Here is a 26776-nt window from a genome sequence, read left to right on the forward strand (position 1 = left end):
CAAAAGATGCGTTATAAGTGAAGGACATAGACGAAAAAACCACCCGAAGGTGGCTTTGTTACAGGCAAAAAGGACGCTTTAGAAGTACTCACATAAATACGCAGTCGCGTCTTTCACTTGAAGCTCAAATGAGGAGTTCCCTTCCACTTCAAAAAACTCACCACTTTGGTAAGTCGTCCAATCACTCTCGCCGACACGCTTGACCACAAGTGCACCTTTTACAACCGTCATACGCTCAGGCGCTTGAGTGCCGAACGTGTATTCACCAGGAAGCATTACACCAACGCTAACGTCCTGATCATTCTGGTTAAAGCCTAGTGATTTTACACTACCTGCAAAATAGCTATTTTCCTTAATACTCATTATTGGTTTCCTTATCAAAAGTCCGCTCTTTTTTACCTTGTTTCTTCCTGTTACTCAAGCTCTGAAAGCCATTAAGCTCAACGTTATAAAGCACATCCTTTGCTACTGAGCGAGGCCACCTTTTTCTAGGCTTAACCAGACGACGTAATTAGTGAGATAAAGTCGGTGAATTAGTTAACGCTAGCAAACAATAAAACCATCAATAAGAGTGTATCCGAATGTAAAAGTGGACATTAGATCATAATTTCTTAGTCTTAATGGCGGGATTGTTTGTTTTTGAGAAGGAAGGTTTCCACCATATTAAAAAAGGGAAGAAAAGTAAACCAATGACGGACTCAGCTCGCCGAAGGCGGAAAACAAGACAGGAACCAAAACTTTCATTTTGGGCTCGCCACCAATCCAAAGTCCTCAAAAGCGCATTTGCCGTTTTCGGGGTGGGTCTTTTGACGTTTTTCAGCTATCAAATCCACCTATCCTATCAAGACCATATTGACCCGGAAAAAGTCTACGGCGAGTGGATTGAGATCGGCGCGCCACCTTACCAAACAGAACGTCTGACTTTCACAGAGGATGGGGTATATCGAAACCATCGACTCATCACGACAGAATTTGAATTCGATGGAAAGGTCATCACGTTGAACACTGGATTAGGAAAAACCGCGTACCAGATCTCGGGCTCTCACCTTTCACCTCAGATTCGCCGTATTGAGCCTCTTATTCCAGATCAACGATTCATCCGTAAGGGATTTGAGCATACCGTTCAAGGCTCAGAAACCGGAGCGGCTTCAAAACGTCGCGCTGCATTAAGTGAACATTTCAGCCGTGACTAGCACGTCTTCACGGCTATTTCTCCTTTCAACTCTCTTTCTACTTCAATGAAACAAAACCTTAATAAACAATGAAATAAGGTATTCATCGCATTTATCCCACCCGATACTGAGTAAACAATAATTTTAGTTTCTGCTGAGATTTTATAAATTATTGACTCAGTCTGACACTTTCTGTGTAACAGAGTGCGAGTTTTAGTTAAGTTCTCTCAAGTGCCTCGAAAACCGTCTTAATTTTTTTTGACGAAAAAAAACTCTCTGAAATGCTGAGTGTGATGCTTTTGCACATGGAGTAAATCCAATCATCTTATCTGGTGCAAGAGCAGCCTATGTTCTAGGTAGAACATGAATCCAAGGATTGAGAGAGAAGTTATGATTCGATTTAACCTATGTGCAGCTGGCGTTGCTTTAGCACTATCAGGTGCTGCAGTTGCGGCTCCAACCGCACCAAGTATCGATATGTACGGTTCCAACAACCTTCAGTTTTCTAAAATTGAACTCGCGATGGAAACCACGTCAGGCTACTACGACATGGTGAAATACCATGAGCAAGCGAAGATCACTGTTAAGTTTAACCAGTGGAGTGGCACGCCAGGTGATACTTACAACGTCTATTTTGATGGTGCAAAAGTAGCAACCGGCCCAATCACTGGTAGCCAAACAACAGCGACATTTGAATATGGTCAGGGCGGCCTATACCAAATGGAAATCGAGGCGTGTGATGCGACAGGTTGTGCGAAAAGCGCACCAGCTGAAATCACGATTGCAGATACCGATGGTTCTCACTTGAAGCCACTGACGATGAACGTTGATCCAAACAACAAAACGTACAATACCGATCCAAGCGTCGTGATGGGTACGTATTTTGTTGAGTGGGGCATCTATGGTCGTGACTACACGGTCGATAACATGCCAGTCGACAACTTGACTCACATCCTTTACGGTTTTATCCCAATTTGTGGCCCAAATGAGTCTGTGAAGTCTGTTGGCGGCAACAGCTTCAATGCACTACAAACCGCTTGTACAGGCGTGCCTGACTACGAAGTCGTGATCCACGATCCTTGGGCCGCTTATCAGAAGAGCTTCCCACAAGCTGGTCATGAATACAGCACACCTATCAAGGGTAACTACGCAATGCTAATGGCATTGAAACAACGTAACCCTGATCTAAAAATCATCCCATCTATCGGTGGCTGGACGCTGTCTGACCCATTCTTCGATTTCGTAGACAAGAAAAACCGAGACACATTCGTCGCATCGGTTAAGAAGTTCCTGAAAACTTGGAAATTCTACGACGGTGTTGATATCGACTGGGAATTCCCAGGTGGCGGCGGTGCAGCCGCGGATAAAGGCGACCCTGTAAACGATGGCCCGGCTTACATCGCACTGATGCGTGAATTGCGCGTAATGCTTGATGAATTAGAAGCTGAGACAGGCCGTACTTACGAGCTAACGTCAGCTATCGGGGTCGGTTACGACAAGATTGAAGACGTAGACTATGCAGATGCGGTTCAATACATGGACTACATCTTCGCGATGACTTACGACTTCTATGGCGGTTGGAACAACGTTCCTGGTCACCAAACTGCGCTTTACTGTGGTTCATTCATGCGCCCTGGTCAGTGTGACGGTAGTGGCGTTGATGAGAACGGCGAACCGTACAAAGGTCCTGCTTACACAGCAGATAACGGCATCCAGCTTCTTCTTGCTCAAGGCGTTCCTGCGAACAAGCTAGTACTTGGTACAGCAATGTACGGTCGTGGCTGGGAAGGCGTAACTCCAGATACGCTAACCGATCCAAATGACCCAATGACAGGTACTGCAACAGGTAAACTGAAGGGCAGTACAGCGCAAGGTGTTTGGGAAGATGGCGTAATCGACTACAAAGGCATTAAGTCATTTATGCTAGGTGCCAACAACACTGGCATTAACGGTTTCGAGTACGGCTATGATGCACAAGCAGAAGCACCATGGGTGTGGAACCGCACAACGGGTGAGTTGATCACATTTGATGACCATCGCTCAGTGCTAGCAAAAGGTAACTACGCGAAGTCTCTGGGTCTTGCGGGTCTATTCTCTTGGGAAATCGACGCGGATAATGGTGACATTCTCAACGCAATGCACGAAGGTATGGCTGGCGGTGTAGTTCCTCAACCAAACCGTAAACCAACCGCAGCTGCTGGCGCAGATAAATCTGTAACTGGCCCTGCAAGTGTGGTTCTAGATGGCAGCCTATCGAAAGACTCTGACGGCACTATCGCAAGCTACGCTTGGGAGCAAGTCTCTGGCACTGCAGTGGTACTAGCAGGCGCCAACACTGCGAAAGCAAGCTTTGATGCAGCAGAAGTTACCGTTGAGGAGCAATTAACTTTCAAGCTAACGGTGACTGACAACGAAGGTGCAACGGCATCTGACCTTGTTGTAGTAACTGTGAAGCCAGCAGGTGTGGTTGACCCAGCGAACAATGCGCCAGTAGCGCAAGTTGTTGCTCCAGCAACAGCAAACGCTGGTGACGTTGTGGTTGTAGATGCGTCAGCCTCTAGCGATGCAGACAACGATACTCTTACTTTCAACTGGACGCTTCCTCAAGGTTTGAACGCAACGGTTGAAGGTTCTAAAGTAACTTTCACTGCTGCTGAATACCCGCAAGACACTAGCCTAAGCTTTACCGTAAGTGTGAGCGACGGCAAAGCGTCTTCAACGGCAAGCGCAACTGTTGTTGTTGCACAGCATACCACCGATCCAAACCCAGGCACCTGTGACAACGCATGGGATGCAAGCGCAGTGTACACAGGCGGCAACCAAGTCACTCATGCAGGTAAAACTTGGGAAGCGAAATGGTGGACTCAGGGTGACGATCCTAGCCAATCTGGCGAATGGGGCGTTTGGAAAGAAGTTGGCGTAGCTAACTGTAACTAAGCCCAACCTTGCAGACTTTCTGTAAAGTTAACGATCAAAGGACAGCTTCGGCTGTCCTTTTTTGTTTTTATCTCATAACGAGAAAAGCGATACCATAGACGAAAAACCATCCGAGGTATTGCTTTCAAATCGAATTAGCCCAAAACGGACCGAGCCAATTAGCAAGCATGAAGATTACCAAGCACGATCGAGTAAACGGTCAAAACTACTGAAGACTTGTCCACACTTCATCACTCGGCCATGGCCTTGACCTTGCGTTGTCACTAACTCAACATTTTCAATCTCTTCAGCGGCTTGTGCAGAGATACTGTACTTAGTGAACTTATCCTGCTCATCATGAACAATGATGGCTGGAGACGAGCGCTCAGCCAAACGCTTCAGCGGATCAATTGACTGTAATGGGTAACCAAATTGATCTTCAACTTCAGAAACTACGGCATTAAAAAGCTTCATCGAATAACCTGAACGAGCAATGCTACCGAATAGGTTCTCTACGTAATTCAATACCGGTGCAATAAGCAGTAAAGGCTTGTTTTCTAATTTGCTATGTCTGCACTCAAGAGCAGAAGCGGTGCCCATGCTGTGCCCAACTAGACCAACAATATCGTCTACCGTATCTAACACATCTTCTAACCCTTTGACAAAACCCGGAATGTGCCCATACTGTCCTTCACTCTCACCATGTGCTGGATGATCGTATGCCAAAGCGGTGAAACCTTTCGACGCAATATGTTCCATCAACGGATAAAACTGACTTGCGGTGCCAGACCAACCATGAGTTAACACCCAAATAGGTCCAGAGCCCAAAGTGTAGGTTTTGATAATGCCTGCATGCCCTTTAATTTCACCCTTGGCAAGTCCTTGAGGTTCGGTGTTTTTAGGTGCTGTGCGAGCAGGTGTCAGGAGCAACTTACGCGCGGTATTCTTTGCATGTGACGGGGCAAGTGTGTGGTGTAAACGCGTACTGATGTTCACCAAACTGCGCTTAATACTGAAACGTTGCGATGTATTAAAGTAAATTTTTTCACTCATGATTATGTCCTTAACTATCAGCCACGCACAAAAAATAGAACGATCGTGCTTTTTATGCTGATAAGAAAGAGCGAACTCAGCCGCTCTTTATGATTTTATGTCTACAAATCTGGAAAGCGAATAACTGGTATCAGCCTTTCCAGCGAGAAAATAAGTTGTCGATCCCTTTCCAAAACAGGCGCAAGCTTTCTTCCTCACCTTTAATTGAGTAAAAAACATGCGCACTCAAATAAAGACCGTATAAATCAAACGTTGCTTGGCGTGTATCTAAGTCTGCTGCAAATTCTTGCTTCTCTTTGCCTTTCGTTATTTGGATCTCCAAGTAGCTCAGCCAAGTGTCTATGGATTTACGCAGTCCGGCCTGAAGTGGGCAATCTTTATCTGCCGTGTCATTCCAAGCGTCTAGAAACATACAACTTCCTTGAAATGCGTGGTTCCAAGTCATCCAAGAGTCGAGCAACCCTCGAATTTTACGTTCGATATTGCCATCCTCTGCTTCACGAACAGGCTCAATAACCCGAGCAGCGAACACTTTATTGGCGTGCTCCAATACCGATAGTTGTAAATTCAACTTCGAATTGAAGTGGGCAAACAGACCACTTTTCGACATACCGCACTGCTTGGCTAACTCACCAATCGTAAGACTTTCTAATCCGTCTTCGCTGGCGATCTCAAAAGCCCGTTGCAGAATAAACTCTTTTGTCACTTTTCCTTTTTGCATAATCTTATTTTTAGCACGATCGTTCTTTTTTGCAATCTAGAGTTAACTGGTCTAACCATACATTAGTGTCATTTTCGACTCGCTAATCACGTATTGAGTTGGTTAATGGGTTAATAATTAAGAAGTTTGAAGTAAGTCTTAAATTTAAACACAGCTTCAGTGTAAGCGCGAGTCTGTTGACTTTTTCACGCATTCATTCAGCCACAACCTGCTACTTTCACCTAAGTTTTTTTTATTTAGGTAAGTAATGTAATGGCAAAGAAACAAAAAATAGCCAGCTTAGAGTTTGCGCGTATTATTGCGATGTTTGCAATTATAGGATTGCACTGCCAGATGGCCCTGACATACTGGCAATGGGATGGAATACCGTGGGTTGGCTATATGCTCAACCAATTGGCTCGTTTTGCTGTGCCACTGTTTTTTCTCATTTCTGGTTATCTTATCCAGCCCAAGCTAAGCCGCGCACCTATCGAAACACTAAAAAACTACGCCAAACCACTGATGAAGGTTTGGCTCATTTGGAGCGTGATCAGTTTATTGATGCCATTCCAGTGGCAAACTGTCGCTGAGGCGGGGTATCTCACCGAAAGGCAGGGCTACTGGGGCTACTTAATGTCGACCCCGTTCAATTCACTCGTCGAAGGCGGGCTCGTTCACCTGTGGTTTATTCCAGCTCTGGTCATTGCCGTTGCCTTAATTGCCTTCCTCGTGCATATCAATATGGCTCAATTGGTACTGCCAACCGCCGTATTGCTATACATATACGGCGTGTTTGCTGGCAGTTATTCGACCATTACCGATCTGCCAGCGCCTTTCTTTACTCGTAATGGGCCGTTTTTCAGTACTTTGCTGGTAACACTGGGTTATCTAGCACGAGAAGAACAGTGGCGATGGTCGCGAAACAATACGATTCGATGCATTCTTCTTGGTATGGCGCTGCATTTTGGTGAAGCTTATTGGCTAATGCAACACGAGGTCGCTTTTAATTCTCACGACTTCCTGTTTGGTACTGTTATCTGGGCCGTGGGTGTCTTCATGTGGCTCTTAGTCCACCCACATTTTGGCGATATGCCTTGGGTATTCAAACTATCTCCTAGCGTGTTAGGCATTTATGTTAGCCATCTGCTTGTGATAATTATTATGATGAATGTCGCTGAATTTATCGGGTTGCAACACCTCGCGAAAGACGCATTTATTTATCCTGCAACGATTGTCGCAACCATAATACTTGTGAAAGCAATTGAGGCTTCGCCGTTGAGAAAATGGCTGCTGCGCTAAATCCATTCAGCGCTCGATATAGCTAGCTCTAGCTCAAAAGGGTTAGAGCTAGCCAGTTAAAAATGAGATTTCTCTCTCACTGACCAATTTTTGACTTTCTAATCCTTCAGAATTTGCCGTCACTCACAAAAAACATTGTTCATTTCCTTTAAATTGGCTCGACTATTACAACATTGCTCATTAAACGGAGGCTGTATGTGGGCAGGTCAAGGACTCGTTCCTTTTTTAGAGATTAGCCATTGGTTAACTTACGGTTTGTATGCCGCTGTGGTTTTATTTGGCGCAGCAAGCATTGCGTCACTCAGAAAATAGTGGCGCACACTATCATTTCCTAACTCCTACTGTTAATTCGAGCTCTCTCACAACTAACTCATTAATTTGTGGCTAATATTTCTCCAACCAGACAAAGGAGAAATGTCTATGCCAATCTATCCAATTGTGGCTTTCTGCTGTTTGTTATTCTCTAGCGCCACCTTTGCTGCCCCCACCAATGAACTGAACCTTGTTAATTCTGGTGTCGGCTACGCGGCTCTCATTATCTTTTCGATTGCTTACATACTGGTTATGTTGGAAGAGTATCTGAAAATGAGAAAATCCAAGCCTGTGCTGCTCGCTGCAGGGTTAATTTGGATTCTGATTGGCTACACCTTTGCTCAACACAACCAGCCAGAAATCGCCAAATCCGCACTAGAGCACAACTTGTTGGAATACGCGGAACTGCTGCTGTTTTTGTTAGTAGCGATGACTTACATCAATGCTATGGAAGAGCGCAAACTCTTCGATGCCTTACAGGCGTGGATGGTCGGCAAAGGCTTTGGCTTCAAAAAGCTGTTTTGGCTGACGGGGTTTCTCGCCTTTATTATTTCACCGATTGCCGATAACTTAACCACAGCCCTCTTGATGTGCGCTGTGGTGATGAAAGTCTCTGGTGATAATCCTAGATTCGTGAATCTTGCCTGTATCAACATTGTTATCGCTGCCAACGCTGGCGGTGCATTCAGCCCATTTGGTGACATTACGACCCTGATGGTGTGGCAAGCCGGGCATGTCAGCTTTGCTGAATTCATCCCGTTATTCGTCCCGTCACTGGTGAACTATTTGGTTCCTGCATTTTTGATGTCACTCTTTGTTCCAAACACCAAACCGAATACGATTCACCAACACGTAGAACTTAAACGCGGCGCGAGACGTATTGTCGCACTATTCATTCTGACGATTGCCACCGCAGTCTCTTTCCACGCTTTGCTGCACTTCCCACCCGTTATGGGCATGATGATGGGCTTGGCTTACTTACAATTTTTCGGCTACTTCTTACGCCAAACACTCAAACATTCCTTGGCAAAAAAAGCGGCCATGGCAATTGCCAATGGCGACGATCACGCATTAAAACGCTTAGGTTCAGTCGTTCCGTTTGACGTGTTCCACCGTGTATCTCGAGCAGAATGGGATACCTTGCTGTTCTTCTACGGCGTAGTGATGTGTGTCGGCGGTTTGAGCTTACTTGGCTATCTCGAACTGGTTTCAAACGTCATGTACAACCAATGGAATCCTGTCTGGGCCAACGTGATGGTTGGTGTTCTGTCTGCCATCGTCGATAACATTCCGGTTATGTTCGCTGTACTGACTATGGAACCAAGCATGTCGATGGGGAACTGGTTACTTGTCACATTGACTGCGGGTGTGGGGGGCAGCTTGCTTTCAATTGGCTCTGCGGCAGGTGTCGCATTAATGGGAGCCGCGCGTGGTCAATATACCTTCTTTGGCCACCTAAAATGGGCTCCCGTCATCGCCTTGGGTTATGCCGCCAGTATTGCGGTGCACTTGTGGATGAATAGCGGTTTATTTACTTAAAAGCACCTAGAATTAGTCACTTAACTTGCAATGCAACCTAACGGTCGGATGGATGGTTAACGCCATCCATCACTTCGATAGTTCCCAATTCATATGGGTTGACGCCCTCTAAACAGCCGACATTATAGCCGTACTCACTCGGGTCAGAGCGACGCTGATGGTGCGTATAAATACCACATTCGCCACAGAAAAAGTGTTTCGCTGTGCGAGTGTTAAATTGATACTGCTTCAAAACGTCTTCGCCTTGCACGATACGAATACCATTCAGAGGCACAGATGCCACAATCGCGCCGCGACGTCGACACATGGAGCAATCACATCGTCTCGGCTTCTCAATACCATTAGGTAATGCAAGTTCCAGCTCAACTTTTCCGCAGTGACAATTCAGTCGATGTAATGCGTTGATTTGGGTAGTGCCGACTTTCTTAATCATAACTTTTCCTTGTTGTTTTTCTACCTGTGTACATTATGTTAAACAGGCTAGCATCAGCACAATCTTGTCCAAAAACTCGACATTCATCACTTTTCGCGACATTTTATTGGCCGATTTGTTAGTTGCTATTTTGGCAACTGTTTATCTCGTTGGATGGACGTGTTGTCTCCGGCGCGGTTTTTAAACCAAGGAAAAAATTTTATGGATAAAGATCATAGCCTAAGAGAGAACCTCTTGGCTCTGACGCTCGGCAGTGCGTTAGTGTCGCTTGGGGTAATTTTTTTCAGCAAAGTAGGATTGCTCACCGGCGGTACGGCTGGTTTGGCGATCTTCCTTACCAAAGTGAGTGACTTCAGCTTTGGTCAGATATTTTTCGCTCTCAACCTCCCTTTTTATATTTTGTCTGTCATGCGCATGGGATGGCGCTTTACCATTAATACTTTCATTGCGGTCTCGATTGTTTCTTTTGCGGTCGATCATCTGCACCATGTGATTGAAATTTCACGAATCGAACCTTTCTATGCAGCACTTCTAGGTGGTGGGTTAATTGGAATAGGTATGTTGGTGATTTTCCGTCACAAGATGAGTTTAGGCGGTTTTAACATTCTAGCGTTGTACCTTCAGGAACGTTTTGGGATTCGAGCGGGTAAGGTTCAGATGGCGCTCGATTGTGCCATCGTAGTGATGTCGCTGTTCATTGTGGATGTGCACCTTATCGCTCTATCCGTCCTAGGTGCCGTGGCGACAAACTTGATTTTGGCGATGAACCATAAACCAGGACGATACCAGGCAAAAGCGCAAATAGCTTAATCAACATCGTGTAATGAGTGAACTTAAAAATATGAGCCCCGAGCCATTCGCTCGGGGCTTTTTTATTCAACGTTGAGATCATGTCAACGAACTCGTTGTGCAGTATTGCTGCATCCCCACATCCACTTGAGCTTTATATTTCTGGCTAAGATGGAAGTGTACTTGCATCAGCAAATCATGCGCATGGAACAGCTCAAACGCGTCACCACCATTTTGCTGACAAATGGCTTCGCAGCGCTCGGCATGCAGCTTGGCTTGTCCGGCTTCACCCGCTTTGAGTAAACTCATCGCTAAGCGATACTCTGCACGTTCTTCTTGCATCCAACCACCCGCCACTTTCCAGTAATCCAACGCGAGCTTGGCCGCTTCTAGCATCCTCGATTTTTCCACATCCGTGCGCTCAGCCAGCGCTTCATACTGACACGCCAAGTTGTTTGCTGTGATTGCGATAGAGCGTGCTAGCAGCCCTTCAGCATCTTGTGGTGTCATACCTAGCGCGGCTTTCGCCAGCCATTGGCTCGCCAGTTCAAGCTGAGCAAGCGCAGAAAGTTCATTCGAAATCAAAGCGTAAACTCGTCGTTGGTCTTGCTCTTCCAATAATTCCATATTGACAGTGCCATCTACGAAGTAGCGCGCAACGGCAATATTGCGTTGCAATGCCGAACTCTCGGCAACCTTGCGTTCATCAAAGCGCTCTAAACAAGCAAGAAACGGTTCTGGACGCTGGAGGTGCCCAATCGCGGTGTGCAGCATCAATGCGAATATTCGCTCGATGTGGTTAACGTTTTCCACCTCACTCAGAGCCGTTTCCAATTGAGCATAAGTTTGTTCGGGCTGTGTTTCGTGATGCTGCCAACACTCACTCATGAATGCATCAAAATCCGTTTTGAAAGGCATGTCCTTATTATCCTTTTTCTATTCGTATAACGAATATGAAACTCTACACTATCGTTTCCCCTGTGTAGCACGCTTGAATCGCCTCACTTAAAGCGGTGTACCTTGCTCCAACGCAAGTAAACGTTGCTTGCGCTCTACTCCACCAGCATACCCTGTCAATTTACCGCTTTTGCCAATAACGCGATGACAAGGCACCACGATAGAAATAGGATTTTTGCCGTTTGCCAACCCAACAGCGCGCACAGCTTTAGGGTTGCCAATCGCGTTGGCGAGATCTTGATAGCTCCACGTTTCGCCGTATGGAATGGTCGTTAGTGCCTGCCAAACTTGATTTTGAAAATCCGTGCCTGTAGCCGCCAAAGGCAGCTCAAATTCATTACGTAGGCCAGAAAAATATTCATTCAACTGGGTAACAGCTTGGCGCAAAACTGGGTTTTGATCGTCTCGTGCTCCCAGTTCACTCGGCTTAGTGGTGCATGTTTCAAACCAAATGCCAAGCAAGCCCTCAGCGTTAGATTGGATGGTCACCGTTCCTAATAGGCTCGGCATTTCGGTATAAAATGTTTTCATGATTGATTCCATAAGTGAAACGTTGCGTAGCTTCCCCAAGGGGCCGCAGTGTGCGTATTCAGTGATGGGTAACGCTGCATCGCCTTTTTCACCACTAAGTCTTTATCTAAAAAGCAATCGGGGTGAGATTGCCCTCGCAGTTGAGCATAACTGACTGTCCAAGGTCCAATGCCTTTCAAAGCTAGCCACTGCTGGGGGTCGGCTTCTGAGTTGTCCTGCATGAACTGGGCGAAGCGCACTAGCGTCTCTTTACGGCTTTGCGGCATGCGCAAAAAGCTCACGTCGGTATTAGCTATCGCATCTGGTGTCGGGAAAAAGCGTTTTTCTGACTCTCCACTAAGTGTGGTCACCAATAAGTTAAGTTGACCAATCGCCGCTTTAACCGACACTTGTTGGCCTAAAATCGCTCGAACTCCAGCCTCCCATGCATTCCATACACCAGGAATCCGAATACCTTTACTCGACACGAGCCCGGGAGCAACATAATCCAAATGCTGCTCGACAGTACAAATATCGGCGTCAAGATCGAACATACGACGAATGTCAGACACCAAGTTTTGCAGCTTCGTTACATCTTCAATTTCAAACGCTAGCTCTAGGTACCCTTCACCTTTGGTCGCTTTAAACCATGCTTTACTGGTATCCAGACAAACGTTGCGCTGATAACTCTCATCACTCACCAGCTCAACCCCCTCAATCGCTCGTAAACGGTAGAAGTTCAACATGTGCTGCCAATTCAATTCACCTCGATAAGGCAAGGCAATTCGATTGCTACCCATACCGTCAAACTCTTTGCGACGGACTTGAGAAGGCGTCAATTTGAGAAACTTTTGGAAAGCATCGTTAAAGCGGCGTGTACTATTAAAACCGGCGGCGAAGCCTACTTCCGTGACCGACATAGAACTGGAATGAAGTAACTGTTTGGCGAACATTAATTGTTGATATTGCGCATACTGCTTGGGTGACATGCCTAGATACTGCTCAAACAACATACGTAAGTAGCGATCCGAAATCCCAACACGCCCTGCTAGCTCAGACACCGAGTGGTGATGCAACTCCCCTCGATCAATTAACGAAATCGCTCGTTGAAAGGTCGTTTCTACGCCTTTCCATGCCCAGGAACCCGGCGCGCTATCAGGTCGACAGCGCAAACAAGGACGGTACCCCGCTTGGAGAGCTTGCGCTTTATCGGTGAAGTACTCTACATTTTCTTCTTTAGGTAAATTAGCCGGACAAATTGGGCGACAAAATATCCCCGTTGTTTTCACTGCCACATAAAATCGCCCATCAAAGCGGCTGTCTCGCGCGACTCGCGCCTTATGACACTGCTCGAAAGTCAGTGAGGTATGGGGGTGAATAAACATAGTGCTTTCCTTGCTCATGCCTTTTGTCATTTATTGTTCATAGGCATCGTTCAATATAATGTTATTGTAGCTTGCTTAAGCGCCTACAATTAGCCATTTTCGGAACTCAATATTGAGATTTATTGGCATTAGCGCTTTTGTACACTAAAGTTAGATTCAGAACATCACAACAACGTCGGCTAAAGGGAATTGGCATGGACTTACACACTTGCGTAATTGTACTAAGAAACCAAAAGGTTATTACCAGTAAATCCGTAGATCATTCAATTGGAATTATCGAACGAGACTCAGATAACGAGATCTCAGAAATTCAAATTAATGCCACGGATGGACGTAATATTCGAACCTATCACTACAACAATGTAGAGGAGTCACTAGAGAGCTTAATGAACCTCTGACGGTTTTCTTTAACACACCTTTCTCCCTTGTAAATAGCGAAAGCAATAGAGCACAGCAACCTGTGCTCTTTTTTTTGTTTAACAGCAAAAATGTTTATCGAAAATAATGATGGAACCTGATTTAAAACACGACAAAACTGGCATAAAAAACTCATAAAAAACACTCAAGCAACTGATTAAAAATAACAAAAATCCATTATTCAATTTTTTAGAACGAGTTTATCAAAATACTCCCGTTATTTTTATTCTCACCGCCACCTAAACTGTTCTCAACAGCACGGGAGCACACGCTTCCCACTCATTGAAAAGAGTCAGAGGACAGAATCATGAAAGCACTATTACAGAAAATCACCACTTCAAACGCAGGTTACAGCGCACTATCACTTCGCATTCCAATCGGCATTATCTTTATGGCGCACGGCGCACAAAAACTGTTTGGTTGGTTTGGTGGCTATGGGTTAGAAGGTACAGGTCAGTGGATGGCATCCATCGGTTTAGGTCCTGGCGTGCTAATGGCATTCCTTGCTGGCAGCGCAGAGTTCTTTGGCGGCTTGTTCATCTTGCTTGGCCTACTAACTCGCCCAGCAGCCGTTGCTTTAGCGTTCACGATGGTGGTAGCGATATTCTCCGTCCACTTTGAAAACGGTTTGTTCATGGCAAACAACGGTTACGAGTTTGGCTTAGCTTTACTGGCAGCAAGTGTTTCACTGGCGTTTTCTGGCGCAGGTAAGGCCGCGCTAGATAACTTCTTGAACAAAAAACTCTCTTAGGGAGGCTCTATGATTACGGTAAGACATGCAGCAGACCGAGGTCGAGCAAACTTTGGCTGGCTTGATAGCAGACATACGTTTTCTTTCGGTAGCTATTACGATCCTCAACATATGGGCTTTTCTGAGCTGAGAGTCATTAATGACGATGTAGTCCAACCTGGCGCAGGTTTTGATACACATGGCCATCGTGATATGGAGATCATCAGCTATGTGCTGGAAGGTGTTATCGCGCACAAAGACAGCGAAGGTAACGTGAAAACATTACCTGCCGGGGAATTCCAACTCATGTCGGCAGGGAAAGGGATTTACCACAGTGAGTACAATGCGTCGAACCGCGACACGCTGCGCTTTCTACAAATTTGGATTCAGCCAAATACATTTGGAACCAAACCAGGTTATCAGCAAAAAGACTTTGGTCGCACGCCTGGACTAACAACTATCGCGACTCCAACAGGAGAAAACGGTACGCTACTTATTAAGCAAGATGCCACATTACATCAGTTAATTCTTGAACCAAATAGCGAACTTAACTTTGAGATAGAATCGGGTAGAAAGTTATTCGTTCACCAAGTAACGGGAAGCCTTAGCATCGACAATACCACCTTGACGGCGGGCGACGGCGCGAAGGTCGAACAGCAAAGTAAGGTTGTTTTACGCAATACATCGAACGAGAGCACAACCGCCCTGCTATTTGACTTGCCATAACTATCGATTCATCGAGATAAAAAGAAAGCCGCCTGGATTTTCCAAGGCGGCTTTTTAATTTCTCTGACTTTTCACTCAACGCTATTCGTCGGAAGTGCCGGAACCAATTTGCTGAAAACTGTAAGCCGTCAGTGGATCAATCTCTTTGACAATTTCTTCCACTTGCTTAATCGCGTCTACAGACGAGCTAGCTTTACGATAGCTCAAATAGATAGGGCGACACCAATCTTCTACGCCAGACACCTTGTGAAGCTGCCCATTGGCGATAAAGGGCTCTACCAGAGAGATGGGTAAGTAAGCGGCACCGCCCTTCTCTAAAATAAAGTCCAATGCTATACGCGCTGTTGAGGTGCGCAGATACGGAGCCGGGATCTTAGGGTGACGTTCAGAATGTTCTGATGAGAAGCGCGTTCCCCAATCCACATACACGTATTTGTTTTCAAAAACGGTGTCTAAAGAGTCTTTCTCAGTCGATACCAGAACGAGAACAACATCGGCCACTTTTTTGCAGTTAAGCTCATCAGCTTTGATTTGGTCGAACGCAAATGCCATATCTAACGTGCGCTCTAGCAAGCTGCGACTGAGCATTTCCCGCCCCATCACTTCTGCCATGAAGCCATAGCCTCCAAATGAATCTGTGACGACACTTAAACAGTTCTGCAAGTAGGCGTCCCAAATATTTGGCGTACCGCCTAACGTTAATTGCAGCGCTTTGCCATCTTCAAGCGATAACTCTAGCTTCGCTTGTTGCAATGTGGTGACCATCACCTCTGCATAACTGATTAAGCGCTCACCTGCAGAGGTCAACTTTATGTTATTTCGATCACGAATAAACAATTGCGTATCGAAGTAACTTTCCAATTGTTTGATACGTGCGCTCACTGCAGCTTGGGTAATATAAAGATTCTCAGCGGCGCGTCCGAAGTGACGAACCCTTGCCAGCTCTAAAAATGTTCGAAAGACTTTTACATCCATAAACCATCTCCTGGTTAATATAAAACCAGATTAACAACTAATTAAAATCATGACGACAAAAAAGTTTTGTTTTTCTTTTGTTAGCTTTACGCCTAATTTTCGCCGTAGTTCACTACATTCATCAATAACGGTTACAGAGGCTGTTGACATGTCTGACACTGAATTCCGTCATGGCAAAAAACGTTTTTACGACAACGTAAAATTCCCACGCGGCTTTGCAAAGTCTGGCGATTTTACTCTCTCGGAAGAGGAAATCCTAACAATTTATGGGGATACTATGCTTGGCTTAGAGTCAGGCGAATTAACACCTGAAAATAGCGAAGAGAAACACTTCATCAAGGTGCTAGAAAACCCAGGCAAAGCAAAAACAAAACTTGAGCGTACGTGGCTAAAGTACACCCAACTTGCTCGTGGTCGCAAGCGCTTCCACACGCTAAATGGTCGTAATAAGCCTGACGCGACAGAAGATTACATTGAAGAGAGTTTGGTCGAAGACGATTAATAACCAAATAAACTAATTCTCGCCTTTTTCTAGCAGTAGGTAATAGGCGAAAGCTCGTTTGGTTTGACTGAGCGAGCAAAACAAGCTCATTTCTTCTCCTAAAGCCCAAGGGCGCGTTCTCCCAAGGGCTTTTTTAGTATTTAGTGCTAGTCTACTTGGCAAGCATCGCGATCTTTTTCAAAAAGCTCTCTTTCAAGTGCTCTTGGTCGTACTCCAATTGATAGGTATTGTGGAAGCCAACCTTTAGCTCAACACCATTCCCTCGTAAGAAAACGTTGTACCCGTCGTAATCGGAAAACGCTTCTACACCTTCATACATTTTGCCAAATTCGGTTGGTGTACCGTTGTTCATCACACATTCGTAAGCCTGTAGTACTTTGCTCGGATCTAACTCATTTTTCATACCGAATTCCTCACTGGTTTACACATTTCAATTATGGTTAAGGAATGAGCGTCGTGCCATGTCCATCCCATAATATTTGAAGTTCGTGTGCGGTTTCACACTCTGTAGGTTGTTAAAAAACAAGGTTAAGTGCGAAGACAGAACTTAATTTAGATCATAAATTTTATCTATCAATTCGTCAGTTTCATAATGCAATTTCTTTGTAAAAAATCGGCTTATAAAAGCATTTAGATATAAAAACAGTCGATAAAATCAACACTGGTTAAAGAAAAAGCAAAATTTTGACCTAAAACAATAGCAGTTCGTCATTACTTATTTTATAATGCGAATTAATGTTTCGGTACATCGTAAATTCCAATAACTAGGGGCACAAAATGAGACTTATCCCGTTAACTCGAGCAGCACAAGTAGGTAAGTGGGCAGCTGCGCATATCGCTAAGCGTATCAACGACTTTAAACCTACTGCTGAGCGTCCATTCGTTCTGGGTCTACCAACTGGTGGCACTCCTCTAGCAACCTACAAAGCCTTAATCGAGCTTTACCAAGCCGGCGAAGTGAGCTTCAAAAACGTCGTGACTTTCAACATGGATGAGTACATTGGCATCCCTGCGGATCACCCAGAGTCTTACCGCTCGTTCATGTACAACAACTTCTTTAATCACATTGATATCCAAGAAGAAAACATCAACCTACTGAACGGTAACACTGACGATCACGACGCAGAATGTAAGCGTTACGAAGACAAAATTAAGTCTTACGGCAAGATCAACCTGTTCATGGGCGGCGTGGGTAACGACGGTCACATCGCGTTCAACGAGCCAGCGTCATCTCTGTCTTCTCGTACTCGCATCAAGACACTGACTGAAGACACTCGCATTGCGAACTCTCGCTTCTTTGACGGCGATATCAACCAAGTGCCTAAATACGCACTGACTATCGGTGTGGGTACACTGCTAGACGCAGAAGAAGTGATGATTCTGGTAACAGGTCATAACAAAGCTCAAGCACTTGAAGCAGCAGTAGAGGGTTGTGTAAACCACCTATGGACGGTTTCTGCACTTCAACTTCACCCTAAAGCAGTGATCGTATGTGACGAGCCAGCTCAACAAGAACTGAAAGTGAAGACAGTGAAGTACTTCTCGGAGCTAGAAGCGGAAAACATCAAAGGTTTTTAATCCATAGGATGACAGCCTAGATGCACGCTAAAAATACGAAACCCGTGATTGATCACGGGTTTTTTCTTATCTGAACAGCGGGCTTAAGTCGTTAATAAGCTTTAATACCAAACTGACGAAGACGCTTAGGCAGCACTTCATCTAACTTGTCTAGTTCACTCGGTTCGACTTCGATAAGGTTAAAATGATGCTGCTCATAAACAGTACGAATGGTCTCACGGTCAGCCTCAGCCATCTCCCCAGTATCACTTCCCCAAAACTGTAAATAGACTTTACCGCCTGGCAAATAAAAATCACTGGTGACATCTTGGTCAATCGGCAGCTGACGTTCATAAGCGTGCACCACACCAGCCAAGTACAGCCAGTTGTCGATGAGCAACTCCCCCTTCGAGCGCACGTAATGCCCATCTAATGTTCGGTGTTTGGCTTCAAACTTTTGGCGAAAGCTTGAATACGATTTATCCGTGGAGTGTGACTCCGCATCTTGTCCTAAAAATTCAATGACAGACTGCTTAAGACGCTTATTACGCAGCACCACATCGTGCCATACGACAAAGGTATTTTGTGTCTCTTTATCGGTTCTTTGCTGTCCACCAGCGCGTATACCAGCTTCGGTTAAGCTCCAACCCTCTTCGGATTTACTGATCCAACCTAATTCACTTAACAGCTGGTTCATGCGCTTGGCATTGAGCTTAAGCTTCTCACCCAACTGGGTTGCGCTGTAGCTTTTGCCAGACGTCGCAGCAAGCTCGATGTGCAAGTTAGTCGGCCAAACAATGAACTGCCCAAATTTAGGATGATCAACATACTCACCACCAAACTTGGCGCCCTCTTCGGTCAAAATCCATTTCTCGTCTTGGCGAACGATGTAACCAGCGCGTTTGAGATCAGCAAACAACAGCTTGGCTTCAACCTTGCGCATTTTCGCTAATGCCGACGTCGATATTTTTTCAGACATGTGGGTACCTCATGCTGCTGTAAAACTGAACACTATGTCATCATAGTAACGTATTGATTTTACGGCTTGAAGTCAGAGAAACAAGATTTCGTGTTACAAATAACAAAGCCAGTCTCAAGGGACTGGCTTTGTTATGTTAAGCTGAAAGAAGCGGGGGCTATTTAATAAAAGCAATGCAACCTTGCAAAATCACTAAGTTCACAATGTCGATGAAGAATGCACCGACAATTGGTACTACCATAAATGCTTGTGGTGATGGACCATAACGACTCACGATAGAGCCCATATTCATGACCGCAGTCGGTGTGGCACCTAAACCGAAACCACAGTGTCCACTGGCGATCACCGCGGCATCGTAATTACTGCCCATCATGCGGAATGTTACGTAATAAGTGAACACCGCGAGTACGGCAGACTGAATAGCAAGAATAATAAGGAATGGGATCGCAAGATCAAAGATATTCCACAATTTCAAGCTCATCAGAGCCATGGCAAGGAACAGCGATAGCGAAACCGTACCAAGAATATCAACGGTTTCTAAATCAACCTTGCGCACCTTGGTCACTTCCATGATGTTGGTGATGACAACACCAATAAACAGCGCATAAACAAAATCTGGGATCATCAACCACTTGATGCCAAAACTGCTCACCCAACTCTCCAGATAGCTCGCGCCTGTCACGCAAAGCAAAATAATGGATAAGCTTTCTACAACTCTTTTCGCCGTGACACGATCTTCTTCATGTTCGTTATAGGTCACCAATTCAGGGAAACTCTGATGGCTTTGGTTGGTGCGTCCGTATTCCGATTCTAAGTTGTGCTTGTTGAGTAACTTTTGCGCGACAGGGCTGCCAATAATCCCGCCCATGACCAAGCCAAACGTAGCAGAAGCCATCGCCACTTCTAGGACATTGTGCAAACCATACATTTCTTGAAAAGTTTGCGACCACGCCGCACCAGTTCCATGTCCGCCAGAAAGCGTAATAGAGCCGGCGATCAACCCCATGAGTGGATCTAACCCCAATGCGGTTGCTAAGGATACGCCGACCGCATTTTGGATAAGAATGTAGACCGATGCCACAACAAGGAAGATGAAAACCTTCGCACCGCCTTTAATCAGTTGGGTGTAATTCGCGGCTAAGCCAACCGTCGCAAAAAACATCAGCATAAAGGTATTTTGCAGTGGCAAATCAAATGATACATCCACACCATTTAAGTGCATCGTCGTGATCACGCAAGCCACAACTAGACCACCAACAATTGGCTCTGGGATATTGAATTTCTTTAAGGTTGGTAATTTGGTGTTAATGAACTGCCCTAAAAATAACACGCAAATTGCGACGAGAAACGACTCTTGTGGGCCGATAGATATTACCTGATTCATGAGACCTCTTTACTCTCCTCTTTCTCATTCATTGAGCAAGCGCCCAACGTGAGATAGGTGCCTAAGTCAATCAGATTGCCTCTCGAACCTTTTGTTTTCTAGGGTGTATTTGCCATCAATTCTCATCAAGTAAGAAATGGATGCGCCCAAAATCTCACTGATTATCATTAGATGAGAATACCAATACCAAGCTGGTGGTAAATGCCTTGATTGGATTAGAAAAATAACACTTCTCAACTTATGAGAAGTGTTTAATTTATGCTCATAACAAAGTATTCAAAATAGCTATCACATAGGTAGATATTTAGGGGAAGCGAAGGCTGGAACATACGCTTAATTTTAAATTATTACTTTCTCTCCGGCACACTAGGTGTTATACCTATATATAACACCACTTCAGCCAAGAGATTCACTCATGACCAATTGGCATGATCGCCAACCGATTTTTCGACAGTTGGCTGACCAGATCACTCAACAAATACTGCAAGGTATCTGGCAAGAAGGCGATGCTCTGCCCTCCGTTCGTAGCATCTCTGCGGATATGAAAATTAACCACCTCACCGTCATGAAAGGCTATCAATTGCTTGTTGATGAGGGGTTAGTGGAGAAAAAACGCGGTCAAGGTATGTTTGTCGCTTCAGGGGCAAAACTAAAATTGCTCGCAGACGAGAAGGCACGTTTTCTTCAACAACAAATTCCGCAGATAGCCGGCACAATACAGCGTCTGGATATGTCACTCGACGAATTCATTCAACAACTAAAACCACACTTGAAAGGTGACCAATGAGCGCATTAGTCAGTGTAAACAATGTCTCCAAGCAATATCAGCAACAAGGAGAAGCACTGCATGAAGTGAGTTTCGACCTACATGCAGGACAAGTACTTGGCTTACTCGGCCATAATGGCGCAGGTAAATCAACGCTTATTAATGCCCTACTCGGCGCACATGAATATCAAGGCACTGTTCGTATCAACGGATTTGAACCCATTATGCAACGCGACAAAATAATGCGGAGCTTATCCTATATCTCGGATGTGAACGTTCTGCCAGATTGGATGACTGTCGCTCAACTGCTTAACTATACCGAAGGCGTGCATCCAGGGTTCAATCGCGCTCAAGCAGATACGCTGCTTCGTCAAACGGACATCAAACCTCGTGCGCGCATCAAATCTTTATCCAAAGGGATGAAGGTGCAATTGCACCTCGCGATTGTAATCGCGACTAACACCCAAATCCTCATATTGGATGAACCGACACTCGGGTTAGATCTCGTGTATCGTGATACGTTTTATCGTCACTTATTGGAATGGTTTCACGACGGCGAGCGCGTGTTGATCATCGCCAGTCATGAAGTATCAGAGATTGAGCACTTACTGACTGATGTGCTGATTCTCAAGCATGGCCGCCCTGTACTACAAACCTCGATGGACAGTATCAGTGAAGACTACTTTATCCTTGAGGCCAGCGACGAATACCGCACACAAATTGAAGCGATGAACCCACTCTCGTCACAAAAAGGGCTCGGTTCAACGAAATGGTTACTCACTGCCCAGTATGCCCAACAAGCAGAAACAATGGGGACCATCCATGGGGTGAAGTTAGCGGATCTATTTTTAGCATTGCAGAAGGAGGCAGCGTAATGCGTTCAGTTGTCGCGATGTTGCAAAAAGAGTGGTTAGAAAACCCTCTTGTTTTACGTATTCCACTGTTTGTGTTGGCGTGTGGAGTTATTCTCTTTGTCAGTTTAATGAGTAACGACACTCTACAACACAATATGTTTTTCCAAATGAGCTTTGGTGGCGATGTCAGTGACATTCATAAAGAGCTTGGTGATGACGTCAATATGTTGATTACCGGAGGAGCAGGACTGCTGTCTATCTTGTTAGCCGTTCAATACTTCCCAAGAACGCTACGCAAAGAGCGTGCGGAGGGCAGTATTATGTTTTGGCGTAGTATGCCGGTCAGCGATATAAAAACTCACTTAGTGAAGCTAGGGTTTGGCTTATTGGTGATTCCGCTCGTTTGCTCGGCGCTTGTGCTCGCAGCAGATTTGATGCTGTGGTTGCTGAACATCTCTACCGATCACCAATTGGCTTTATTGTACCGCCAAGCCTCGTTAGGTTACGTGCTGCTGCATTGGGGAGAGTTTTTAATCAGAATGTTGTTCGCCGGTATTCTACTGTTACCGTTGGCATTAACCGCAATGGCTATTTCTCAGAAAGTGAATTCACCACTGGTCATTTTGTTTATCGCCATTTATGCGCTGCGCTGGATGCCAATCGCACTATTTGGCTATTACGGCCTAGATCAGTTCTTCTCCGAAGTGCTTTACCTTCCACTGCACGCCATTGTTGCACCAAGCCCATTTAATGCAATTCCTCAGGCGGGCTGGTTAAACGTTGGCATTTACGCTTTCATCGGCGTTCTTGGTTGGACAGCTAGTCTCAAATTCAGCCGAACCATTCAATAATCCGTCGTTCGATAAACGGCCAAAATCGAGCCATAAAAAAACGGTCACAACCTGTGTTGTGACCGTTTTTATTTCGACCTTAGGAGATCATGAACTTAAATTTAACCAAGGAATGAAATGTAACCTTGTAAAATGATTAAGTTAACGATGTCGATAAAGAAAGCCCCCACAATTGGCACCACCATAAATGCCTGCGGCGACGGGCCAAATCGGTTAACGATAGAGCCCATGTTCATCACGGCTGTTGGGGTTGCTCCCAAGCCAAAACCACAGTGACCACCCGCAATAACCGCAGCGTCATAGTTGCGTCCCATCACTTTGAACGTAACGTAGTAAGTGAAGATAGCTAAGACCACAGACTGCACAGCCAAAATGACCAAGAATGGAATCGCTAAGTCAAAGATATTCCATAACTTCAAGCTCATTAATGCCATCGCCAAGAACAATGACAAAGAAACGGTACCGAGCATATCGACGGTTTCTGCGTCTAACTTACGAAGCTTGGTCACCTCTAAGAAGTTCGTGATGATCACACCAATGAACAGCGCATAAACAAAGTCTGGAATCATCAACCATGAGATTTCATACGTGCTAACCCATTGCTCAACATACTTCGCCCCCGTAACACAGATCAGTAGGAAGAAGAGTTTCTCCACCACTTTTTTCGCCGTTACTTTATCTTCTTCGTATTCGTTGTAGGTCACCAACTCAGGGAATTTTTCGTGAGTTTTGGCATCCCGACCACCACGACCATACTCCGATTCAATGCTATTTTTTTCTACGAGGCGCTGTGCCACTGGGCTACCAATGATACCGCCGATGATCAAACCAAAAGTGGCTGATGCCATCGCAATTTCCAAAACGTTATCCAATCCATACACGTCTTGGAAGGTTTGTGACCACGCAGCACCTGTACCATGGCCACCAGACAGAGTAATCGAACCAGCAATTAACCCCATCAAAGGATCTAAACCGAGCGCCGCCGCGAGTGAAACGCCAACGCCGTTTTGTATGATGATGTAAAACGATGCGACAGCTAAGAAGATAAAAACCTTCGCACCTCCTTTCATCAACTGAGTGTAATTTGCGGCCAAACCAACCGTCGCAAAAAACATTAACATAAACGTATTTTGTAACGGCAAATCGAACTCCAAGTCGATGCCGTTGAAATGAAGAGCAGTAATCATGCAGGCCACAATAAGGCCACCTACAATCGGCTCAGGTATGTTGAACTTCTTTAAAATCGGTAGCTTAGCATTAATAAAATGCCCCAGGAAAAGCACACTGATTGCGACCAAGAAGGACTCCAGTGCACCTACAGATATTAAATGATTCATATCGCCTCTTATTATTGTTCTCTTCATCCTCCGTAATGATCGAGTGTTAATTTAACCTTCATTCAATAGCAAATGTTCTCGCTTTACTGTTTCGAAAATACTCAAAAGTTGGTGTAGATGCGCCTTAGGCTAGTTTAAGGGACGCTCCTTTAGCGATGTGTCAGTTTTCCGCTGTTAGCCAGCCCTTAAATGTGAAAGGAGCCGATATAGCTCCTTCAAATGCCCCCTCGCAATACCTGTGCGTTACTGCTTGGGGTATAGTGTTGTGAGTAAATTCTGGGTGACACTTTCTGAACCACATTGGGCTCCCTTACTTAAACAGAATGTGTCAATTACTATCAAACAAAGTTCCTTCCCGTTGTAACCTCTAAACGCCGAGATCGCGTTCAAAACAATTGGGTTTGCTTGTTCCTGTCGTAGTTTTTCAACTCTGGCTCATGGTGTGTAAACGAACCGAATCCTAGGAAATTCTCAAGCTGCAACAAACGTTTTCGTCACAACGGAGCCGGATTATAACATATTGCTGATAATTTTCTTCAATTCAGTGACATTCACCAATCCCATGGTTTCATTCCATAATGATTAACTGCTGAATAGCATTTTTACAGACAAAAGAGCAAAGCCAATTCAGCTTAGCCTCACCAAAAAATAAACCTTAAAGGCCAATCACTTATCTATCGTCTCCTGAATAAAACGTGTTTTGATAGGCTTTTTGGAGGGCCCAGCAACCAAAATGTACGGTGTTGTCATGGTAGTCTTTCGAGGCTAACTACCCGATTCTGGGTGATAAAAACAATCCCAGTTATGCATCACACAAAAACATGTATAATTTTTATGTAAGTTATTCAAATAACAAGAGCCCTACATGAAAATTCATTCGCTTTTCCCTGTGCTATTACTCTGTGCCATCTCATCTGCCACTGCAGCGGAAAATATCCGTATTGAATATTCTCCCGTGGAAACAACCCATGAAAACATCGCCCTGCAATCTATCCAAAACAGCGATGTAAACCCAATTTTTGTTGAGCTATCTCAGATCCACTTTCCATTTCGCAAACCACTCACACTAGTTTACGGCGGAGAAGATGGCCCAATGTACGATCCCGATACGCACACGATACACATTCCCTACACTTTTTATTTGGAATCACTCAATTACTTCTCCAATAACCAGTATGAAGAACGCCTTGGAAAATCCCCAAAAACAGGGGCGTTAGATACGTTATTACACACCTTGCTGCATGAAGCCGGGCATGCTTACATCGAAGATCAAAACATCCCTGTTCTCGGAAAAGAAGAAGATGCCGTCGATAATTTTGCCACGATCTTAATGATTGACTTCCTAGAAGATGGCGCAGAGATGGCCATTAGCGCCGCCGACATGTTCGCATTTGAGTCCGATGACAGACCGGACTACTACGACTTCGGTGAGTACATTGATGAGCACAGTTTTGATTTGCAACGCTACTTCTCTACCTTATGTTTGGTGTACGGCAGTGATCCGGAACAGTACAAGTCGCTTCTCGATGAAGTTGAAAAAGACTACCTACGAGATCGCAAAGACTTTTGCCAATACAACTACGAGAACATACGCGCGAATTGGAACCACTACCTGCAACATAATGAACCAAAAGAAAAATCGCCACGTAGAACTCAGTAAGCCAAATCAAATAATAAGACGATCGCAATGACAAAACTCACCATATTTTATGACGGAACTTGCCCACTGTGCGCCAAAGAAATGCACGCACTTAAGCGACGAGATGTAAAACAAGCGATAAAAATCGTCGATATCTACAGCAATGACTTTTCTGATTACCCACAGATAGACGCGCAAAAAGCCAATACGATTTTGCATGCGCTGAATGACAACAATGAACTGATACTTGGTCTTGATGTGACTCACCGAGCATGGCAGTTGGTAGGACGAGGTTGGCTATATGCTCCACTACGTTGGCCATTACTCAAGCCAATTGCAGACTGGCTTTACCTGCGCTTTGCCAACAATAGGTATCGTGTCTCATACTGGCTTACTGGTAGCTCCCGCTGCAACTCGGGCCAATGCTCTCGCTAATTGTGATCCTGCTTAAAAATGTGAGTCTCTCTCGTCCACGATCACCAACTTCCTGTACTTCTCACCCGCCAACTCGGTTAATCTGCAATCAGTACAAAAATAATTATTAACACTTTTATTTGGTAAAGCTATTGAAGCTTACCAGTTTGTAACGCTGCGCCGAGACGTAAGGAAGTACCTATGAATCTAACGATAAGAAAGCGACTTTATATTCTTTCCATCATTCCCGTGTTAACGATTGCTTTGGGTATGATGTGGTTTACCTACCTCCAAACCAGTACCTACAACCAACAACAAATCAATCATACGCACACGACGATGATGGCGATGAAGAAAGCGGAACTGAAAAACTATGTGCAGATGGCTCATTCCGCACTCAAACCATTATTGGATCGTAATGCCTCATTGCAAGAAGCCATTCCAGTGCTCAAAGAGCTAGAGTTCGGCCAATCAGGTTATATGCCCGTTATCCCAATAATCAAAATTTATCAATGTAAACTTAATTGCCTGAATTGTAGGGTTTATAGGTAATATAAGCCCACTACTTTAACACTGACAA

27 protein-coding genes and 1 pseudogene are annotated in these 26776 nt (G+C 45.0%); 16 read left to right on the forward strand and 12 right to left on the reverse strand.

Annotated features, from left to right (window positions below):
* Window positions 1-78: 78 nt before the first annotated feature.
* Window positions 79-363: a pyrimidine/purine nucleoside phosphorylase gene (locus B7360_RS20130; RefSeq protein WP_005392006.1), complete on the reverse strand. Its 285-nt coding sequence runs from the start codon at window positions 361-363 to the stop codon at window positions 79-81.
* A 326-nt stretch (window positions 364-689) separates the two neighbouring features.
* On the opposite strand from B7360_RS20130, the gene B7360_RS20135 reads away from it, so the two are divergent.
* Together B7360_RS20135 and B7360_RS20140 are read left to right on the forward strand one after the other, a co-directional pair.
* Window positions 690-1193, forward strand: coding sequence for a DUF2850 domain-containing protein (locus B7360_RS20135; RefSeq protein ID WP_054866862.1), 504 nt, complete (start codon window positions 690-692; stop codon window positions 1191-1193).
* A 369-nt stretch (window positions 1194-1562) separates the two neighbouring features.
* Entirely contained in the window at window positions 1563-4109 is a 2547-nt protein-coding gene (locus B7360_RS20140; RefSeq protein ID WP_085344457.1) for a glycosyl hydrolase family 18 protein, read from the forward strand.
* Between the two features lie 174 nt (window positions 4110-4283).
* Here B7360_RS20140 and B7360_RS20145 read toward each other — a convergent pair whose 3' ends face one another.
* Together B7360_RS20145 and B7360_RS20150 are read right to left on the reverse strand one after the other, a co-directional pair.
* The gene (locus B7360_RS20145; RefSeq protein ID WP_006740936.1) at window positions 4284-5141 is read right to left on the reverse strand and encodes an alpha/beta fold hydrolase; all 858 of its coding nucleotides are present in this window, start codon (window positions 5139-5141) and stop codon (window positions 4284-4286) included.
* A 130-nt stretch (window positions 5142-5271) separates the two neighbouring features.
* Window positions 5272-5862 (reverse strand): TetR/AcrR family transcriptional regulator, encoded by a 591-nt coding sequence (locus B7360_RS20150; protein ID WP_085344458.1) that lies wholly within the window; start codon window positions 5860-5862, stop codon window positions 5272-5274.
* A gap of 252 nt (window positions 5863-6114) precedes the next feature.
* Between B7360_RS20150 and B7360_RS20155 the strand changes: the two genes are divergently transcribed.
* Both B7360_RS20155 and nhaD read left to right on the forward strand, forming a co-directional pair.
* A complete protein-coding gene (locus tag B7360_RS20155) occupies window positions 6115-7140 on the forward strand; it encodes an acyltransferase (protein WP_085344459.1) in 1026 nt (341 codons plus the stop codon).
* Window positions 7141-7560: 420 nt separating this feature from the next.
* Window positions 7561-8991 carry a sodium:proton antiporter NhaD gene (nhaD, locus tag B7360_RS20160; RefSeq protein WP_005392020.1) on the forward strand — a complete coding sequence of 477 codons (1431 nt, stop codon included), beginning with the start codon at window positions 7561-7563 and terminating at the stop codon, window positions 8989-8991.
* Between the two features lie 37 nt (window positions 8992-9028).
* On the opposite strand, the gene B7360_RS20165 is transcribed toward nhaD, so the two are convergent.
* Window positions 9029-9424: a GFA family protein gene (locus B7360_RS20165; RefSeq protein WP_085344460.1), complete on the reverse strand. Its 396-nt coding sequence runs from the start codon at window positions 9422-9424 to the stop codon at window positions 9029-9031.
* Between the two features lie 201 nt (window positions 9425-9625).
* Here B7360_RS20165 and B7360_RS20170 point away from each other — a divergent pair, with 201 nt between their 5' ends.
* Window positions 9626-10234: a YitT family protein gene (locus tag B7360_RS20170; protein WP_006740933.1), complete on the forward strand. Its 609-nt coding sequence runs from the start codon at window positions 9626-9628 to the stop codon at window positions 10232-10234.
* A 78-nt stretch (window positions 10235-10312) separates the two neighbouring features.
* Here B7360_RS20170 and B7360_RS20175 read toward each other — a convergent pair whose 3' ends face one another.
* From B7360_RS20175 to B7360_RS20185, 3 genes are all read right to left on the reverse strand, one after another.
* Window positions 10313-11131: a hypothetical protein gene (locus B7360_RS20175; protein WP_085344461.1), complete on the reverse strand. Its 819-nt coding sequence runs from the start codon at window positions 11129-11131 to the stop codon at window positions 10313-10315.
* An 87-nt stretch (window positions 11132-11218) separates the two neighbouring features.
* Entirely contained in the window at window positions 11219-11701 is a 483-nt protein-coding gene (locus tag B7360_RS20180) for a methylated-DNA--[protein]-cysteine S-methyltransferase (protein ID WP_085344462.1), read from the reverse strand.
* Complete coding sequence (locus B7360_RS20185) at window positions 11698-13065, reverse strand: AlkA N-terminal domain-containing protein (protein ID WP_085344463.1); 1368 nt, start codon at window positions 13063-13065, stop codon at window positions 11698-11700. Before B7360_RS20185 ends, B7360_RS20180 begins: the two co-directional genes overlap by 4 nt.
* A 194-nt stretch (window positions 13066-13259) precedes the next feature.
* Here B7360_RS20185 and B7360_RS20190 point away from each other — a divergent pair, with 194 nt between their 5' ends.
* The 3 genes from B7360_RS20190 (at window position 13260) to B7360_RS20200 (ending at window position 14938) form a co-directional block, all read left to right on the forward strand.
* Window positions 13260-13463 carry a hypothetical protein gene (locus tag B7360_RS20190; RefSeq protein WP_017633816.1) on the forward strand — a complete coding sequence of 68 codons (204 nt, stop codon included), beginning with the start codon at window positions 13260-13262 and terminating at the stop codon, window positions 13461-13463.
* A gap of 326 nt (window positions 13464-13789) precedes the next feature.
* Window positions 13790-14233, forward strand: a complete 444-nt coding sequence (locus B7360_RS20195) for a DoxX family protein (protein WP_006740929.1) — start codon at window positions 13790-13792, stop codon at window positions 14231-14233.
* Window positions 14234-14242: 9 nt separating this feature from the next.
* Entirely contained in the window at window positions 14243-14938 is a 696-nt protein-coding gene (locus B7360_RS20200; RefSeq protein ID WP_085344464.1) for a pirin family protein, read from the forward strand.
* 81 nt (window positions 14939-15019) lie between these two features.
* On the opposite strand, the gene B7360_RS20205 is transcribed toward B7360_RS20200, so the two are convergent.
* Window positions 15020-15913 carry a LysR family transcriptional regulator gene (locus B7360_RS20205; protein ID WP_005374436.1) on the reverse strand — a complete coding sequence of 298 codons (894 nt, stop codon included), beginning with the start codon at window positions 15911-15913 and terminating at the stop codon, window positions 15020-15022.
* A 148-nt stretch (window positions 15914-16061) separates the two neighbouring features.
* On the opposite strand from B7360_RS20205, the gene B7360_RS20210 reads away from it, so the two are divergent.
* Window positions 16062-16415, forward strand: coding sequence for a DUF413 domain-containing protein (locus B7360_RS20210; protein WP_005392041.1), 354 nt, complete (start codon window positions 16062-16064; stop codon window positions 16413-16415).
* A gap of 151 nt (window positions 16416-16566) precedes the next feature.
* On the opposite strand, the gene B7360_RS20215 is transcribed toward B7360_RS20210, so the two are convergent.
* Window positions 16567-16818 carry a DUF3081 domain-containing protein gene (locus tag B7360_RS20215; RefSeq protein WP_005392042.1) on the reverse strand — a complete coding sequence of 84 codons (252 nt, stop codon included), beginning with the start codon at window positions 16816-16818 and terminating at the stop codon, window positions 16567-16569.
* 374 nt (window positions 16819-17192) lie between these two features.
* Here B7360_RS20215 and nagB point away from each other — a divergent pair, with 374 nt between their 5' ends.
* The gene (gene nagB / locus B7360_RS20220) at window positions 17193-17993 is read left to right on the forward strand and encodes a glucosamine-6-phosphate deaminase (protein ID WP_006740926.1); all 801 of its coding nucleotides are present in this window, start codon (window positions 17193-17195) and stop codon (window positions 17991-17993) included.
* 91 nt (window positions 17994-18084) lie between these two features.
* Here nagB and B7360_RS20225 read toward each other — a convergent pair whose 3' ends face one another.
* Window positions 18085-18951: a glycerol kinase gene (locus tag B7360_RS20225; RefSeq protein ID WP_085344465.1), complete on the reverse strand. Its 867-nt coding sequence runs from the start codon at window positions 18949-18951 to the stop codon at window positions 18085-18087.
* 157 nt (window positions 18952-19108) lie between these two features.
* Complete coding sequence (gene gltS, locus B7360_RS20230) at window positions 19109-20335, reverse strand: sodium/glutamate symporter (protein WP_006740924.1); 1227 nt, start codon at window positions 20333-20335, stop codon at window positions 19109-19111.
* A gap of 415 nt (window positions 20336-20750) precedes the next feature.
* Here gltS (B7360_RS20230) and B7360_RS20235 point away from each other — a divergent pair, with 415 nt between their 5' ends.
* The 3 genes from B7360_RS20235 to B7360_RS20245 are packed head-to-tail and all read left to right on the forward strand — an operon-like array spanning window position 20751 to window position 22806.
* Window positions 20751-21122, forward strand: a complete 372-nt coding sequence (locus tag B7360_RS20235) for a GntR family transcriptional regulator (RefSeq protein ID WP_085344466.1) — start codon at window positions 20751-20753, stop codon at window positions 21120-21122.
* Window positions 21119-21976: an ABC transporter ATP-binding protein gene (locus tag B7360_RS20240; RefSeq protein ID WP_085344467.1), complete on the forward strand. Its 858-nt coding sequence runs from the start codon at window positions 21119-21121 to the stop codon at window positions 21974-21976. The genes B7360_RS20235 and B7360_RS20240 overlap by 4 nt, the downstream gene beginning before the upstream one ends.
* Entirely contained in the window at window positions 21976-22806 is an 831-nt protein-coding gene (locus B7360_RS20245; protein WP_085344468.1) for a hypothetical protein, read from the forward strand. The genes B7360_RS20240 and B7360_RS20245 overlap by 1 nt, the downstream gene beginning before the upstream one ends.
* Before the next feature lie 101 nt (window positions 22807-22907).
* On the opposite strand, the gene gltS (B7360_RS20250) is transcribed toward B7360_RS20245, so the two are convergent.
* On the reverse strand, window positions 22908-24143 hold the full coding sequence (gene gltS / locus B7360_RS20250; protein WP_006740921.1) for a sodium/glutamate symporter: 1236 nt from the start codon (window positions 24141-24143) through the stop codon (window positions 22908-22910).
* Window positions 24144-25008: 865 nt separating this feature from the next.
* On the opposite strand from gltS (B7360_RS20250), the gene B7360_RS20255 reads away from it, so the two are divergent.
* From B7360_RS20255 to B7360_RS20265, 3 genes and pseudogenes are all read left to right on the forward strand, one after another.
* Window positions 25009-25803 (forward strand): DUF4344 domain-containing metallopeptidase, encoded by a 795-nt coding sequence (locus B7360_RS20255; protein ID WP_085344469.1) that lies wholly within the window; start codon window positions 25009-25011, stop codon window positions 25801-25803.
* 27 nt (window positions 25804-25830) lie between these two features.
* Window positions 25831-26217, forward strand: a complete 387-nt coding sequence (locus B7360_RS20260; RefSeq protein WP_085344470.1) for a thiol-disulfide oxidoreductase DCC family protein — start codon at window positions 25831-25833, stop codon at window positions 26215-26217.
* 180 nt (window positions 26218-26397) lie between these two features.
* A pseudogene (locus tag B7360_RS20265) lies at window positions 26398-26679 on the forward strand (chemotaxis protein); the annotation flags it as partial.
* Window positions 26680-26776: the final 97 nt, after the last annotated feature.

The sequence above is a fragment of the Vibrio sp. ArtGut-C1 genome (genome assembly GCF_002105475.1).
GTDB lineage: Bacteria > Pseudomonadota > Gammaproteobacteria > Enterobacterales > Vibrionaceae > Vibrio > Vibrio diabolicus.

Bases quoted from the DNA above. Each gene is read 5' to 3' on its own strand.
- B7360_RS20255 (WP_085344469.1), top strand. From the start codon at position 25,009: ATGAAAATTCATTCGCTTTTCCCTGTGCTATTACTCTGTGCCATCTCA.
- B7360_RS20195 (WP_006740929.1), top strand. From the start codon at position 13,790: ATGAAAGCACTATTACAGAAAATCACCACTTCAAACGCAGGTTACAGC.
- B7360_RS20170 (WP_006740933.1), top strand. From the start codon at position 9,626: ATGGATAAAGATCATAGCCTAAGAGAGAACCTCTTGGCTCTGACGCTC.
- B7360_RS20185 (WP_085344463.1), bottom strand. From the start codon at position 13,065: ATGTTTATTCACCCCCATACCTCACTGACTTTCGAGCAGTGTCATAAG.
- B7360_RS20205 (WP_005374436.1), bottom strand. From the start codon at position 15,913: ATGGATGTAAAAGTCTTTCGAACATTTTTAGAGCTGGCAAGGGTTCGT.
- B7360_RS20150 (WP_085344458.1), bottom strand. From the start codon at position 5,862: ATGCAAAAAGGAAAAGTGACAAAAGAGTTTATTCTGCAACGGGCTTTT.
- B7360_RS20190 (WP_017633816.1), top strand. From the start codon at position 13,260: ATGGACTTACACACTTGCGTAATTGTACTAAGAAACCAAAAGGTTATT.
- B7360_RS20180 (WP_085344462.1), bottom strand. From the start codon at position 11,701: ATGAAAACATTTTATACCGAAATGCCGAGCCTATTAGGAACGGTGACC.
- gltS (WP_006740921.1), bottom strand. From the start codon at position 24,143: ATGAATCATTTAATATCTGTAGGTGCACTGGAGTCCTTCTTGGTCGCA.
- B7360_RS20145 (WP_006740936.1), bottom strand. From the start codon at position 5,141: ATGAGTGAAAAAATTTACTTTAATACATCGCAACGTTTCAGTATTAAG.
- gltS (WP_006740924.1), bottom strand. From the start codon at position 20,335: ATGAATCAGGTAATATCTATCGGCCCACAAGAGTCGTTTCTCGTCGCA.
- B7360_RS20225 (WP_085344465.1), bottom strand. From the start codon at position 18,951: ATGTCTGAAAAAATATCGACGTCGGCATTAGCGAAAATGCGCAAGGTT.
- B7360_RS20210 (WP_005392041.1), top strand. From the start codon at position 16,062: ATGTCTGACACTGAATTCCGTCATGGCAAAAAACGTTTTTACGACAAC.
- nhaD (WP_005392020.1), top strand. From the start codon at position 7,561: ATGCCAATCTATCCAATTGTGGCTTTCTGCTGTTTGTTATTCTCTAGC.
- B7360_RS20245 (WP_085344468.1), top strand. From the start codon at position 21,976: ATGCGTTCAGTTGTCGCGATGTTGCAAAAAGAGTGGTTAGAAAACCCT.
- B7360_RS20260 (WP_085344470.1), top strand. From the start codon at position 25,831: ATGACAAAACTCACCATATTTTATGACGGAACTTGCCCACTGTGCGCC.
- B7360_RS20140 (WP_085344457.1), top strand. From the start codon at position 1,563: ATGATTCGATTTAACCTATGTGCAGCTGGCGTTGCTTTAGCACTATCA.
- B7360_RS20175 (WP_085344461.1), bottom strand. From the start codon at position 11,131: ATGCCTTTCAAAACGGATTTTGATGCATTCATGAGTGAGTGTTGGCAG.
- B7360_RS20240 (WP_085344467.1), top strand. From the start codon at position 21,119: ATGAGCGCATTAGTCAGTGTAAACAATGTCTCCAAGCAATATCAGCAA.
- B7360_RS20165 (WP_085344460.1), bottom strand. From the start codon at position 9,424: ATGATTAAGAAAGTCGGCACTACCCAAATCAACGCATTACATCGACTG.
- B7360_RS20200 (WP_085344464.1), top strand. From the start codon at position 14,243: ATGATTACGGTAAGACATGCAGCAGACCGAGGTCGAGCAAACTTTGGC.
- B7360_RS20215 (WP_005392042.1), bottom strand. From the start codon at position 16,818: ATGAAAAATGAGTTAGATCCGAGCAAAGTACTACAGGCTTACGAATGT.
- nagB (WP_006740926.1), top strand. From the start codon at position 17,193: ATGAGACTTATCCCGTTAACTCGAGCAGCACAAGTAGGTAAGTGGGCA.
- B7360_RS20155 (WP_085344459.1), top strand. From the start codon at position 6,115: ATGGCAAAGAAACAAAAAATAGCCAGCTTAGAGTTTGCGCGTATTATT.
- B7360_RS20135 (WP_054866862.1), top strand. From the start codon at position 690: ATGACGGACTCAGCTCGCCGAAGGCGGAAAACAAGACAGGAACCAAAA.
- B7360_RS20130 (WP_005392006.1), bottom strand. From the start codon at position 363: ATGAGTATTAAGGAAAATAGCTATTTTGCAGGTAGTGTAAAATCACTA.
- B7360_RS20235 (WP_085344466.1), top strand. From the start codon at position 20,751: ATGACCAATTGGCATGATCGCCAACCGATTTTTCGACAGTTGGCTGAC.